This is a genomic window from Arenibacter arenosicollis, from assembly GCF_014397245.1.
In the GTDB taxonomy this organism is placed as follows: Bacteria; Bacteroidota; Bacteroidia; order Flavobacteriales; family Flavobacteriaceae; genus Arenibacter; species Arenibacter arenosicollis.
The window spans coordinates 1-14,076 of record NZ_JACLHY010000038.1 but is presented as its reverse complement, the minus strand read 5'-3'; the positions used below and the strand labels follow the sequence as shown (position 1 = coordinate 14,076).

Below are 14,076 nucleotides of genomic sequence, written 5' to 3'. Positions count from 1 at the left end.
TTTATATTTAATAGCCTAATGTCTGAAAAATCACTCGTTTAAAGGTTTTATAGTAACGCTAAATTAATCATTTTAAGTTTAAAAATGGGAATTTGATAGAAGGTATCATTTTTCTTTGTAATTTATTTAACAATTCACACAAGAAAACCGTAAATGCGCCATCTCTTAATGCTGTTAATGTTTGTCAATTATGGTCTTTTTGCACAGCAGCATAAGATAGATAGCCTTAATGCTTTATTGTTGACTTCTCGTGATAGCCCCAAAGTAGATATATTTCTACAACTAGTAGAACAGTACAATTATTTGAATGATGAAAGGGCAATTACCTTGGCCAAACAAGCAAACAACTTGGCTAAGCAGTTGTCTTATAAGGAAGGCGAGATACGTAGTTATTATGAATTAGGACGGCTAACATATAATAAGGGAGAAAGGAACAATGCTTGGGGCCATTACGAGAAAGGTATGGGATTAGCACGGGTGTTAGAAGATCAATCTCTCATTGCTTTGGGGTATAAATTGATGAGTGGGTATTATGAACAGGAAAATAATTTACCCAAGGCATTGGAATATATCGCCCTTTCCTTAGCTATCTATGCAGATTTAGACCAAAAGAAGGGAATGGCATCATGTTTTCATTTTTTTGGAATTTTTTATTATCGTTTAGCGGAATATGATAAAGCATTGTCCTATTATTTTAAAGCTTTGGAAATTAGGGAAATACTTCATGATTACAGAGGAATGTCTGTGGTTTATACTAATATTGGAAATATCTATCTGCTGACTTCCAAATTGGAAAAAGCCAAGGATTATTTTTTAAAATCCTTGACCTTAAGTATAGATATCGATGACAAGAAAGGGGTTATGAGCAGTTTGTTGAGATTGGGAGTTGCAAACCAAAAAATGGGCAAGTATGACAAGGCCCGTGAATATTATGGTGAAGCACTAATTTCAGCTAAGGAACTTAATACTAAATTGGATGAGGCAATATTGCTGGGCAATATGGGATCAACTTTGAGAAGTCAAGGAAAATTTTCGGAATCCCTAACCTATCTTTTTGCGGCTTTGGAAATTAAAAAAAATATTGGGATAAAGCCAAGTATGGCCCATACTTACAATGATATTAGTGAAAGCTATTTTGATATGGGAAGGCCCTTAGAAGCAAAAAAATATGCCCAGGAGGCCATTGCCACCTCAGAAGGCGTTGATATTAACCAGCAATGGGTAGGTTATAAGCTTTTAGCGCAATCGGTTCAAAGTTTGGGGGATTTGACCAAGGCTTATGATTATTTGGAGCAGTCGTATAAGTTAAAGGATAGCATTTATACCATTAAGGCCAAAGCGAAAATAGATGAACTTGAAATTCAATACGAAACACGTAAAAAAGAAGAGGAAATACTTTTGTTGAAAGAACAAAGGCAAACGGCAGATTTTAAAAGAAAGGCTTATTTGGCGGGCGGGGTGTTAACTTCTTTTATCTTGTTTTTAATGTTTAATCAGCAACGCCTTAAAACCGGTAAAAATAGGGCACTACTAATAAAGGAACAGGAAGTGGATCAAATGAAATCTAAGTTCTTTGCCAATATTTCGCATGAGTTCAGGACGCCGCTTACTTTAATTCTGGGGCCAATAGAAACTATGCTTTCCGAAACTGATGATCTAAAAGTGAAGTACAGTTTGGCGGTCATGAAAAAGAATGCCAACAGGCTTTTGAAGCTTATCAACCAGCTATTGGACTTGTCGAAACTGGAAGCTGGGAAGTTTAAACTCATTATGGCCGAGGAAGATATAATTCCAATTGTCCGTGGGGTTGCCATGGCCTTTCATTCCTTGGCGGAACTCAAGGAAATAGATTTGCAAATACATACAGATTCGGGTCATTTAAAAGTTTTTGTAGATCGGGAAAAATTGGAAATCATGTTGGTGAACCTATTGTCGAACGCTTTTAAATTCACACCACAAGGTGGTACGGTAAAGGTGCAAGTACACACCAATGTCGCAGACAGTAGGGCAAATTCATTTACGATTTCGGTAAGCGATACGGGAGTTGGAATTCAGGAAAAGGACATCGCTCATATCTTCAATCGTTTTTATCAAAGCACCAAGGGCGAAGAAAATGGATATACCGGCACAGGCATCGGCTTGGCCCTGACCAAAGAATTGGTGGATTTGCACAAGGGCGCGATTAAGGTCGTGAGCCAGGTAGGGATCGGCACCAATATTACCATCGAGCTCCCGGTTAGAAAAGAGCAGTTTAAAGCAGTAGAAATAATGACGTCGGCACCCATTCTGAACAAAGAACATGAGTCAAAGATCAACGCCTTTACGGAAATCGATTTTTCGGATGACGACAAGGTGGTCAATCGATCAAAACCCCAATTGCTGTTGGTGGAGGATAATATGGACGTGATGCACTATCTAAAGGATGTTTTTCTAGAGGAATATAGAATCCTACAGGCGTATGATGGGGAACAGGGCATCGAAATGGCACAGGAACACATTCCGGATTTGATTATTAGCGATGTTATGATGCCCAAGAAAGATGGGTATGCGGTTTGTAAAACATTGAAGCAGGATGAGAAAACCAGCCATATTCCCATTATTTTGCTCACGGCCAAGGCCAGCTTGGAGGACAAAATGGAAGGGCTGGAGACCCGGGCCGACGATTATATGACCAAGCCTTTTGTGCCTAAAGAATTAATCCTCAAGGTGAATAATCTCATTGCCTCACGCAAAAAACTGCGGGAGAAATACAAGCATGAGGCAATGCTTAAACCTAGTGATGTTGCCGTAAATTCGGTGGATGAGGCCTTTCTTGAAAAAACAATCAAGGCGGTGGAGGAAAACATGGGCGATGAGGAATTTAGCGTCGAACAGTTGGCGTATGCCATTGGCATGAGCCGTTCCCAGCTCCATCGCAAGCTTAAGGCCTTATTAGATCAGTCTCCGAACCAGTTGATTAGGACTTTCCGTTTGCAGCGAGCCCACGACCTTTTAAAACAAAATGCAGCCACCTCCTCGGAAATAGCCTACCAAGTTGGGTTTAGTAGTCCTTCCTATTTTACCAAATGCTTTCATGAACAATATGGCTGCACGCCTTCGGAAATTTCAAAATAGTATGTTGATTATTCTTAACATAAAATGAGTTGAAAGTTTTCAATTAATATGGTAACCCAAACATTTTTTCTATTATTATTTGAGATATAATTTAGTAGTTTATCAAGAAATCAATCTCTTTCACTGATTTTTATGAATGGTAGAATTTTTGGTTTAAACTTCAATAGGTATGAGTTTTTGATTGTCTTTGTTATAAATGTGCCTTATAATCGTTAACAAGAAGAGCACCTTCATAAACAAAGAAGATGCTCTTTTTAAAACCTTTAAAAGGTATTTCTAAAATGTATAACATATAGCACCTCTACATACTCTTACCGTTTTAGCGGCCCAATTCGGCTGAAAAGAAAGGGATTGGCACTGTCTTCCAATAATGGGAACATCCAAACATCCACTACCGCTTAATGATACTCCGCTTTGGGTAACCGTGGTGTTAATCGTAGAATCCCATGGTCCCAAATTTTTCTTAACTGTTCCTGAAAGAGAGAAACTATTATCTGGATTAATAGAGCCTGAAACGTTGGTTTGGACGAAATATAGGTTCATATTTCCTGCAATTTGCACTCCTGTTGCGCTGCTGGCACTAACAAGCGAATTGGATAAGGTAAATTCATTGCCTGCCACAGTAAGCCCTCTTGTAACACCGCCCACCATTTCAATACCCTCATTGGTAATAAAACCGGACAATTCAGCACTTGTTATCGGTAGGTCAAATGCACCGGAAATTTTAAACCCATCAGCACTCGAAATTGTTATTTCACCGTTAGCGGTGTATAGGTTTACACCTTTAAAGTCTACATTTCCATCGAAATTACCATGTAAATATAATTCCCCAGATTTCATATACCCTACCACTTCAACGCTGCCGATACCAGCTGGGGCATCAATAAATCCGGAAAGTGAAATGCCGTCCTCGGGATTTGTTGAAATACCAAATTCCAATCCAGCCCCGTAAGTGCCGATCTTTGTGCCATCCGGTAAAGTTATATCGCTCGAAAATGATCCGGTCATGGAAATTCCGTCAGGGCCTAATTCCCCTTGCGTGTCGGCATCAACTATCCCAAATGGAAGGTTCACGAATCCTTGCAATTTTATACCGTTAGTGGTTGAAATGGAAGTTTCTAAATGTGTGTTTTGCAATACGAAGCCATTAGATAATGCGATTTCCCTATCCATGAGAGTAGTTAGTTCCAGCCCATCCTCTGGACTTATAGAACCAGTTACCTCATTGGTTAGTTCCAGTGGTCCTACTTTTTCTGAAAATGTGCCTGAAATTTTCAATCCATCTGTACTTAATGCAAAATATGAATTGGCCATTGATTTAAATTCGGGTAAAGGAGAATCATTCAGGTGTGGCAGGCCAATGGAACAGTCAGTTTCTAAATAAATCTTCCAGTCTTCTAACTGCGAGCCCAAGCTGTAATAGAAATACTGGGATATCCCTGCATTTTCTTCTATATTAATAAATTTTTTTAAAGGAGTACCCAAAATATCCGCTATGATGGGGGTTCTTAATTCACCTCCGAAACGTAGATATGATTCGTTTTCTAAAAGGGCGTGGTATCCTTGCTCGGTTGCAGCGACAATATCCATATTTATGTCCTTGCCAAATATTTCATAACCTAAAACATCATTCATTTTGGGCAATACACCCATAATCATCCCTAAGGCCTTTATGCTAGGGGCAATACTTCCAGTAAACCCATAATTTAAATTATCAACTTCAACATCATTGAAAAAATTCGCCCAACTGTCCTTGCTAGGTATAATCCCAGAAGGGCCTAATTGATTTATAGGGTAGTGAAAGAAAGTCTCTCCGGAAAATTTCAGAATATTACCTGTATAAGGAATTGGCATAGGTATGTTTTCAATTCCTTGATATAAATGTGTTGGTAAACTTTCGAAACCGCTAAACCCAAAGAGTTGTTGAAAATTTTCAGGTTTGCTAAATTCATAAGTGCGTGATGGGATAAGTCCTTGATTGGAATATCCATACGAAATCGAAATGTCTCCTGCAGCACTTCCAAAATCCTCAATCCCTTTTTGGCTGGCCTTATGAAATATTGAATCCATTAGTTCTTGTTTCTTTTTAGATTTTTTTAATGATTTATTTTTTGTTAAATCCGGTAATTTTATTTTATAGAAAACCGCAGGATCTGCAGGATCTAGATAATATTCGGCGAATTCGTGTATCTTATCATTTATCTTCGACTTCAATTCATAATTGCCTGCCTCTTCGTTCAGTACTTCAAAGTGGAAATATTTTATATCATCTGCCAAGGGAAGTTTGGTTTGATATTTTGTTTTATAAAATGACCCGGTTTCAAATTCAATATGAGACTTTACCGCTTCTTTCATGTCAAATCCTTCAAGTAAAGATTTGAAATTACCTATGTTCGGGAACTTAGGGGATCCTTCACCCGTTATGCTAATTATAGCGCCATCATCGCCAACTTCGATAGTAATGTCTCCTTCAACCACATTATACTCTTCTCCCTGATCATTTTTAGCTTTAAGCATACCATTAAACTTATATCCTGTATCGGTTTCAACTATATTGTCCGAAACGATAGAGACATCTCCGTTACCGTCCAAATCTAATTTAGTGGGTTCCTTGGTTTCTGTACTGGCTGGTTCTGTGCTGCCGGGCTTATTTGGGTCATCAGGACTATCTTTGGAACAGTAAGATATTAGCATGCTCATAAAAAGCAAGAGCATGAGTTTAAATACTTGTTTAATTGTTTTCATGATCTAAAGTTTTAAAAGTATTTTTTTTGGTTAAAAACACTATTGTAAAACTAGATATGAATACCCTTTTTGACTATAAGACAGGTCGCAAGTGCTATAATCTTGGTCGCATAAGGATGATTTTAGGCTGTTTTCTTTCTGATAATTGCGTATTTAGGCCTTTTATGGCGCAATTTGTTAAAATGGAAAAAATTTGGTTTTACGCCTTAAAAATAAATTGGTATAATTGACTTAAATCGCCTTGAATCCAATTTTTAAGCGACTATTTCGGGAAATGGGGCATAGAAGGAAAATTTGCCTGTTAAAGCATGAATGTAGTAATTAATTAGGAGTAACTATTTAGGGTTATCGGTAATATTAAACGAACATTAATCTTGTTCCTTATTAATTCCCAAATCATAATTAATCCCTCAAAATACTCCTTGAAATTACTATTTTTTGTATCTCTGAAGTTCCTTCATAGATCTGGGTTATCTTGGCGTCCCGCATCATTCTTTCTACGTGATAGTCCTTTACAAAACCATTGCCTCCATGAATTTGTACCGCTTCCACGGCGGTATCCATGGCCACCTGGGAAGCGTAAAGTTTTGCCATAGCCCCTGAAAGATCATAGTCGTTGCCCTGGTCCTTGTCCCATGCCGCTTTGTAAACCAAATGTCTGGCAGCTTCAATCTGGGTGTGCATATCTGCAAGTTTAAAGGCTATCGCCTGATGATTACTGATTTCCGTGCCGAAAGCCTTTCTCTCTTTGGAATACTTTTTGGCCAGCTCATATGCTCCTGCTGCAATGCCCAGCGCCTGTGCTGCAATTCCTATTCGGCCTCCTGCCAAGGTTTTCATGGCAAATTTAAAACCAAATCCATCTTCGCCTATTCTATTTTCTTTTGGGACCTTTACGTCGTTAAAGATTAGTGAATGCGTGTCACTGCCCCTTATACCCAATTTATTTTCCTTAGGGCCTACTTCAAAACCTGGGGTGCCCTTTTCTACAATTATTGCATTTATTCCTTTATGTCCCTTTGAAATGTGGGTCTGTGCAATTACTAAATATATGTCAGCAGAATTACCATTGGTAATCCAGTTTTTAGTGCCATTTAAAACATAATGGTCCCCTTGGTCCAGTGCCGTAGTTTTTTGGGATGTAGCATCGCTGCCTGCCTCAGGCTCGGAAAGACAAAATGCCCCTATACATTGTCCGGTGGATAATCGGCTTAAATATTTTTCTTTTTGCGCATCACTACCATAAGTTTCCAGCCCCCAGCATACCAAAGAATTGTTTACAGATACTATCACTGATGCTGAGGCATCAATTTTGGAAAGCTCCTCCATAACAAGCGCATATGAAATGGTGTCCAATCCGCTACCCCCGTATTTAAGATCTACCATCATTCCCAAGAATCCCAATTCCGCCATCTTTTTTACCTGTTCGGCAGGAAACTTTTGAGCGTCGTCTCTTTCTATAACCCCGGGCAGTAATTCATTTTGAGCAAAATCCCTAGCTGCCTGCTGTATCATTATTTGTTCTTCCGAAAGGGTAAAATCCATGTGTTTAAAAAAAATAGTGAGAATATTACAAATATACGAGTATACAATGGAATAATAATGGGGAATAAAAACATTAAAACCTAATCTATATTTTTATATTTGTTCGGTCGAATGCTTTTTTATCTGTAAACGGACTTAACAATTATGAGACAACATTAGCTACACTGGTAAATTAAATCCCGAGGATGTGAAAAATCCCAAATAATAGCGAATGGAATCCAATAGTTTAATGTTAATGTGCAATGAAAGAGTTATTAAAAATATATGAAAATAAACCCCCTGAAATAGTTTTTAACTGGAAAGATCCAGAGACTGAGGCAGAAGGGTGGACTGTTATTAATTCCCTTCGTGGTGGTGCTGCCGGTGGCGGTACTAGAATGAGGGAAGGATTGGATATGAACGAAGTCCTGTCTTTGGCAAAAACAATGGAGGTGAAATTTACGGTTTCCGGACCTCCAATAGGAGGTGCTAAATCCGGTATTAATTTTGACCCCAACGACCCTAGGAAACCAGGGGTGCTTAAAAGATGGTACCATGCAGTGGCACCTTTGTTGAAAAGTTATTACGGTACTGGTGGGGATTTAAATGTTGATGAGATTAATGAGGTAATTCCGATTACAGAGGACGCTGGAGTTTGGCATCCCCAAGAAGGTGTTTTTAATGGCCATTTTAAGCCAACAGAGGCAGATAAAATAAATAGGATCGGACAACTGCGTTTAGGGGTGATAAAGGTTTTGGAGAGTGATCAATATTCACCTTTGGTATCGCGCAAGTTTACTGTAGCAGATATGATTACCGGTTTTGGCGTTGCTGAAGCAGTGAAGCATTTTTATGACATTCACGGTGGTAAGGTTGAGGGAAAGAGGGCTATTGTGCAGGGATTTGGTAATGTAGGTTCCGCAGCGGCCTTCTATTTGTCGCAAATGGGTGCGAAAGTTGTCGGGATTATTGATAGGGCAGGGGGAGTTATTAATGAAGAGGGATATTCAATCGAAGAGATAAGATCTTTTTTCTTGAACAAAAAAGGGAATACCCTTTTTGCGGATAACATTATTCCCTTTGAAGATATCAATGAAAGAATATGGAATTTATCCGCTGAAATTTTCGTTCCTTGTGCCGCCTCTAGATTGGTGACCAAGGAGCAGATTACCCAAATGATCAAAAGTGGTCTGGAGGTGATTAGTTGCGGTGCAAATGTGCCGTTTGCGGATAAGGAAATATTTTTCGGTTCTATTATGGAATATACGGACGAGCGGGTAAGTTTAATTCCCGATTTTATTTCCAATTGTGGAATGGCCAGAGTTTTTGCCTATTTTATGGAAGGGAGGGTCGCCATGGATGACGAACTTATTTTTAATGATACATCGAATACTATTAGAAACGCAATTTTAAATATATTTAACCAAAATAATACAAAAGTTAATCTCAGTAAAACCGGATTTGAGATTGCATTGAATCAATTAATTTAAATTTAACCAATAATAGCATGGAGACCATTATTATTATTTTATTCGTTGCCGGTTACTTGGCAATAACATTGGAGCACAATCTCAAGATCGACAAATTAATCCCCGCTTTGGCTATGATGGCCCTGTTGTGGGCAGTTATAGCCTTGGCACATATGCCAGTATTTGAGGTCAATGCCGAGCTTAGGGAGTTGGAGCCGACCCATATAGATGAGATTCTACTCCACCATCTAGGTAAGACAGCGGAAATATTGGTCTTCCTTCTGGGGGCTATGACCATTGTGGAAATAATAGATTACTTCGATGGTTTTGCTACCATTAAAGGTTTTATTAAAACGAAGAGTAAGAGAAAATTACTTTGGTTGTTCGCAATACTGGCCTTTATACTGTCTGCTATTATAGATAACCTTACCGCAACAATTGTATTAATAACCATCCTGCAAAAGGTAATTAAGGATAGGGAAACCAGACTTTGGTTTGCCGGTATGATAATTATTGCAGCAAATGCCGGGGGTGCTTGGTCCCCAATTGGTGATGTTACCACGACCATGCTTTGGATCGCCAATAAGGTCTCTGCAGCACAATTAATAGAACATGTACTTGTACCTTCCATTATATGTATGGTAGTGCCAACTTTTATTGCTAGTAGGTATAAGGCGTTTTCGGGAAATATTGAAACTGATCAAGAAGAAAGTGAGCCTACTAAAACCAAATACGGGGCTACAATGCTTTACTTGGGATTGGGGTCTATAATTTTTGTACCGTTTTTTAAGACAATAACCCACTTGCCTCCATATGTAGGAATGATGCTTTCTTTGGCATTGGTAGCGACATTTGCTGAAATTTATAGTAGTGCCAAGTTTAGTATTTCCAATATCGATGGTGAAAGTGAAGCTGAATCACATCACAGTCCTGTACATAAATCACTTTCGAAAATTGAATTGCCAAGTATTCTTTTCTTCTTGGGGATTTTAATGGCTGTCGCAGCTTTGGAATCTTTGGGTATGCTGTTCCATTTTGCAGGAACTTTGGACGAGGTAATGCCTATGTTGGGTACTGAGTCTGGTGGAGAATTGGTGTCGGATTTGGTTGTCCTTTTCCTTGGTGTTGGTTCTGCCGTGATAGATAATGTGCCGCTGGTAGCGGCCAGTATAGGAATGTTCTCTGTAGGTATGGATGATCCTGTTTGGCATTTCATAGCTTATTCAGCAGGTACAGGTGGAAGTATGTTGATAATTGGTTCTGCGGCAGGTGTTGTAGCCATGGGAATGGAAAAAATAGACTTCTTCTGGTATTTGAAGAAAATAGCATGGTTGGCTTTCCTAGGATTTGCTGCTGGTGCCTTAGGATTTATATTAATTAGAAATTTAGTGTTAAACGCATAATTTAATCGACAAAAGACCGTTATTAAGGCAACTTAAATAAATAAAATATATGTTATTGATACAAGACCTTGCTCAAGAGGCAGGATTAGAGGGAGTTGTGTCTGAGGAAAAGACACTTTCTGTTATAGATTTAATAGTAAATGGCGGTACAGGAAGTATCTTGATTATTAGTGTTTTGTTTGTGATGCTTTTTGTGGCACTGTATATTTATTTTGAACGCATTTTTGCAATAAAAGCCGCTTCAAAGATAGATAGCAATTTTATGAACCAGATACGGGACCACGTTACCAATGGTAAATTGGAAGCGGCCAAAATATTGTGTGCGCAAACAGATTCGCCGGTAGCCAGGTTAACGGAAAAGGGAATATCCAGAATAGGAAAACCCTTGGACGATATTAATACCGCTATAGAAAATGCCGGTACCCTCGAAGTTTATAAATTGGAAAAAAACGTGAGTGTTTTGGCCACTGTTGCCGGAGCAGCACCCATGATCGGATTTTTAGGAACCGTAATTGGTATGATTTTGGCATTCCATCAAATGGCTTCCAGTGGAGGGCAAGCGGAAATGGGTTCATTGGCCTCAGGTATTTATACGGCCATGACCACGACAGTGGCAGGACTTATTGTAGGTATTATAGCTTATATTGGGTATAACCATTTGGTGAACAGAACAGATAAAGTGGTTCATAAAATGGAAGCTAATGCAGTAGAATTTTTAGATTTATTGAACGAACCTCTTTAGAACGTAACAAATGAAACTAAAAGGTAGAAATAAGGTTAGTCCAGATTTTAGCATGTCCTCTATGACGGACATAGTATTCCTATTGCTTATATTCTTTATGCTGACTGCCAATTCGCCCAATGCGTTGGATTTGTTGTTGCCCAAGGCAAAAGGTAAATCTACCAATACCCAGAACGTATCGGTGAGTATCAATAAAAATTTGGAATATTTTGTAAACAACGAGAAGATTAACGGACAATATATAGAAATTGAATTAAAAAAGGCACTAAAAGGACAAGAGAAGCCTACTATTATTCTTAGGGCAGAAGAGAGCGTTGCCATCAAAGAGGCGGTAAACGTTATGGATATTGCCAATAGAAATAATTATAAGGTTATTTTGGCGGTGCGACCAAATTAATGTCATTACTTAATACGAGACACGAGAAAAAATCTTTTACACTTACTACAATTCTGTTAAGTGTGCTACTGCTTTTGCTTTTTTATATTGGACTTACCTATTTAGATCCTCCAATAGAAAATGGCATTTCTGTTAATTTTGGAACAACCGAATTTGGTAGCGGTAGGGTACAGCCTAAAGAAAAAATTAAATCAGAACCCCTTAATACCCCTATCAAAGAACCTAAGGTTCAAGAGGAGAAGGTGGAAGAAGTAGTGGAAGAGGTGCCTGAAGAAAAGGTAGCCAAGGAGAAACCTGCCGAAAAATTACTTACCCAGGAAAGTGAGGAATCCATAAAAATAAAGCAGCAGCAAGAAGCCAAACGCAAGGCGGACGAGGCGGCCAAAAAGGCACAGGCCGAGGCGGAACGGGTTGCTCGCGAAAAGAAGGAAGCTGAAGAAAGGGTTCGTAAGGAACAACAAGCAAAAAAGAATAAACTGGATGAGTTGATCGGGGGTATCAATAAGTCCGAAGGAACTGCCTCTGGCGGCGAGGGTGATGATAATAAGGCCGGGGATAAGGGACAACCTGATGGAGACCCATATGCAACCAGTTATTATGGCAGCCCTGGATCGGGCAGTGGTACTGGAGGTTATGGTCTCAATGGACGATCCTTGGTGAATAAAGGTAAGGTACAACAGGAATGTAACGAAGAGGGAAGGGTCGTGGTAAAAATTGTTGTGGATCGAAATGGAAAGGTGGTTAGTGCTGAACCTGGGCAAAAAGGAACTACCAATACGCATCCCTGCCTAATGGGACCCGCAAAGAAAACTGCTTTTATGCACCAATGGAATTTGGATTCCAATGCACCTAGTCAACAAATTGGTTTTGTAGTAGTGAATTTTAAATTGGGGGAATAAAGTTTTCCTTCATTGCCCAAAAACAATTTTCCTGCAGTAATTTTACATTTTCATTTACTTTTTTAATTAGATTAAGAGAAGGTATTGCAACGGCACTATGTCCTAACTTCAATAGACGACTATAAATGACCTACCAGGAAACTTTGGAATGGATGTTCGCGCAACTGCCCATGTACCAACAAAAGGGAATTTCTGCATTTAAGGGTAAATTGGATAATATACTAACGCTTTCGGCCTATTTGGGCCATCCTGAACGAAAATTCAAAAGTATACATGTAGCAGGTACCAATGGCAAAGGTTCCAGTAGCCATATGCTGGCTTCCATATTACAGGAAGCTGGGTATAAGGTAGGATTGTATACCTCGCCACATTTGAAGGATTTTAGGGAGCGCATCAGAATTGATGGCCAGCCTGTTAGCAAAAAATTTGTAGTTGATTTCATCAAGGAAAATAAACTTTTTCTGGAAGCGCATGACCTTTCGTTTTTTGAAATGACAGTGGGAATGGCTTTCCAATATTTTGAAGAAGAAAAAATAGATATTGCCATCGTTGAAGTGGGCCTTGGTGGGCGTTTGGATTCAACCAATATAATTACTCCTGAAGTCTCGTTGATTACAAATATCGGCTACGATCATGTGGAAATGTTGGGCGATACCATTGCAAAAATAGCATACGAAAAAGCGGGAATCATTAAACCTGGTGTTCCTGTGGTAATAAGTGAACTTCAAGAAGAGACGGCTGTGGTGTTTAATGCTGTTGCCAAAGAAAGAAACGCGAAAATAATTTTTGCGGGGGAAGTAATCCCGGGAAATTATAAAACTTCTTTATTGGGAAGCTACCAGAACAAAAATGTTAAAGGGGTTGTGGCCAGTATTAAGGAATTAAAAGGGTTTAATATTAGTGATAAACATATTTTCGATGGCCTGATGAAGGTTTCCGAAAATACGGGTTTGTTGGGGAGATGGCAATTTCTAGGTGAGAATCCGACAGTTGTATGTGATACGGCACACAATACGGAAGGATTGACCATTGTGGTAGATCAAATAAAGCAACAGGAATTTACGGACCTACACATGGTCATAGGATTTGTTAAGGATAAGAATTTGGAGCAGATTTTACCCCTTTTTCCTAAAAAAGCCCATTATTATTTTTGCAAACCTAATATTCAAAGAGGTTTGGATGAGGTTGTCCTTAAATCGCGGGCAATGGATTATGGTTTGCAGGGAGAGTCTTATCCATCTGTAAATGAAGCGCTTAAATCTGCATTAAGCGTTGCGAAAAAATCGGATTTTGTGTTTGTAGGGGGGAGTACTTTCGTTGTTGCAGAAATTGTATAAATTTTTCTATTTTTTCCTTTGGGGAAATTAAAAACTATTCTATATTTGCACTCGCTTCTGGAGAAATCAGGGAGCGAATTTAAATACTGATTAATTAGGGCTCTTAGCTCAGCTGGTTCAGAGCACCTGCCTTACAAGCAGGGGGTCACTGGTTCGAACCCAGTAGGGCCCACAGTAACAAAGATAAGCTTTTCAAGAAATTGGAAAGCTTTTTCTTTTTTACGGGTACAACATAGGTACAACAATATTATTTTTTATTTATTAAATTTAGTTCAGGCATACACTTCTTCAGGTTTGAACATAATAGATGAAATAATAGAGGATCATGTCCAAAATCTGGGTTTTTACCATTTTAAGAATATAATTTAATCAAGCGATATAAGAAGTATTCCGTATTCCTGACTCCCCTAAATTGTGATCTAAAAGCCTTTACTTTGGCATTAAAG

The 14,076-nt window shown here is 38.8% G+C and carries 9 protein-coding genes and 1 tRNA gene; 8 read left to right on the top strand and 2 right to left on the bottom strand.

Going from position 1 to position 14,076, the window contains the following annotated elements; translation table 11 throughout:
- Positions 1–153 precede the first annotated feature (153 nt).
- The gene (locus tag H4O18_RS21135; RefSeq protein WP_187588400.1) at positions 154–3,114 is read left to right on the top strand and encodes a tetratricopeptide repeat protein; all 2,961 of its coding nucleotides are present in this window, start codon (positions 154–156) and stop codon (positions 3,112–3,114) included.
- A gap of 276 nt (positions 3,115–3,390) precedes the next feature.
- Here H4O18_RS21135 and H4O18_RS21130 read toward each other — a convergent pair whose 3' ends face one another.
- Positions 3,391–5,859, bottom strand: coding sequence for a hypothetical protein (locus H4O18_RS21130; protein WP_187588398.1), 2,469 nt, complete (start codon positions 5,857–5,859; stop codon positions 3,391–3,393).
- A 402-nt stretch (positions 5,860–6,261) separates the two neighbouring features.
- Positions 6,262–7,404, bottom strand: a complete 1,143-nt coding sequence (locus tag H4O18_RS21125; RefSeq protein WP_187588396.1) for an acyl-CoA dehydrogenase — start codon at positions 7,402–7,404, stop codon at positions 6,262–6,264.
- Between the two features lie 242 nt (positions 7,405–7,646).
- Here H4O18_RS21125 and H4O18_RS21120 point away from each other — a divergent pair, with 242 nt between their 5' ends.
- The 7 genes from H4O18_RS21120 (at position 7,647) to H4O18_RS21090 (ending at position 13,802) form a co-directional block, all read left to right on the top strand.
- On the top strand, positions 7,647–8,873 hold the full coding sequence (locus H4O18_RS21120) for a Glu/Leu/Phe/Val dehydrogenase dimerization domain-containing protein (RefSeq protein WP_187588394.1): 1,227 nt from the start codon (positions 7,647–7,649) through the stop codon (positions 8,871–8,873).
- Positions 8,874–8,890: 17 nt separating this feature from the next.
- Positions 8,891–10,255 (top strand): sodium:proton antiporter NhaD, encoded by a 1,365-nt coding sequence (gene nhaD / locus H4O18_RS21115; protein ID WP_187588392.1) that lies wholly within the window; start codon positions 8,891–8,893, stop codon positions 10,253–10,255.
- 49 nt (positions 10,256–10,304) lie between these two features.
- Positions 10,305–10,997, top strand: coding sequence for a MotA/TolQ/ExbB proton channel family protein (locus tag H4O18_RS21110; RefSeq protein ID WP_103440936.1), 693 nt, complete (start codon positions 10,305–10,307; stop codon positions 10,995–10,997).
- A 10-nt stretch (positions 10,998–11,007) separates the two neighbouring features.
- The gene (locus tag H4O18_RS21105; protein ID WP_031445231.1) at positions 11,008–11,394 is read left to right on the top strand and encodes an ExbD/TolR family protein; all 387 of its coding nucleotides are present in this window, start codon (positions 11,008–11,010) and stop codon (positions 11,392–11,394) included.
- Entirely contained in the window at positions 11,394–12,293 is a 900-nt protein-coding gene (locus H4O18_RS21100; protein WP_187588389.1) for an energy transducer TonB, read from the top strand. The genes H4O18_RS21105 and H4O18_RS21100 overlap by 1 nt, the downstream gene beginning before the upstream one ends.
- Positions 12,294–12,418: 125 nt before the next feature.
- Entirely contained in the window at positions 12,419–13,630 is a 1,212-nt protein-coding gene (locus tag H4O18_RS21095; RefSeq protein ID WP_187588387.1) for a bifunctional folylpolyglutamate synthase/dihydrofolate synthase, read from the top strand.
- A 97-nt stretch (positions 13,631–13,727) separates the two neighbouring features.
- A tRNA-Val gene (locus H4O18_RS21090) sits at positions 13,728–13,802 on the top strand.
- The last annotated feature ends 274 nt before the right edge of the window (positions 13,803–14,076 follow it).

What these genes read in the sequence shown, in the direction of transcription:
- H4O18_RS21125 (WP_187588396.1), bottom strand. Translation starts at nt 7,404, where the DNA reads ATGGATTTTACCCTTTCGGAAGAACAAATAATGATACAGCAGGCAGCT.
- H4O18_RS21135 (WP_187588400.1), top strand. Translation starts at nt 154, where the DNA reads ATGCGCCATCTCTTAATGCTGTTAATGTTTGTCAATTATGGTCTTTTT.
- H4O18_RS21095 (WP_187588387.1), top strand. Translation starts at nt 12,419, where the DNA reads ATGACCTACCAGGAAACTTTGGAATGGATGTTCGCGCAACTGCCCATG.
- H4O18_RS21110 (WP_103440936.1), top strand. Translation starts at nt 10,305, where the DNA reads ATGTTATTGATACAAGACCTTGCTCAAGAGGCAGGATTAGAGGGAGTT.
- H4O18_RS21100 (WP_187588389.1), top strand. Translation starts at nt 11,394, where the DNA reads ATGTCATTACTTAATACGAGACACGAGAAAAAATCTTTTACACTTACT.
- H4O18_RS21105 (WP_031445231.1), top strand. Translation starts at nt 11,008, where the DNA reads ATGAAACTAAAAGGTAGAAATAAGGTTAGTCCAGATTTTAGCATGTCC.
- H4O18_RS21130 (WP_187588398.1), bottom strand. Translation starts at nt 5,859, where the DNA reads ATGAAAACAATTAAACAAGTATTTAAACTCATGCTCTTGCTTTTTATG.
- nhaD (WP_187588392.1), top strand. Translation starts at nt 8,891, where the DNA reads ATGGAGACCATTATTATTATTTTATTCGTTGCCGGTTACTTGGCAATA.
- H4O18_RS21120 (WP_187588394.1), top strand. Translation starts at nt 7,647, where the DNA reads ATGAAAGAGTTATTAAAAATATATGAAAATAAACCCCCTGAAATAGTT.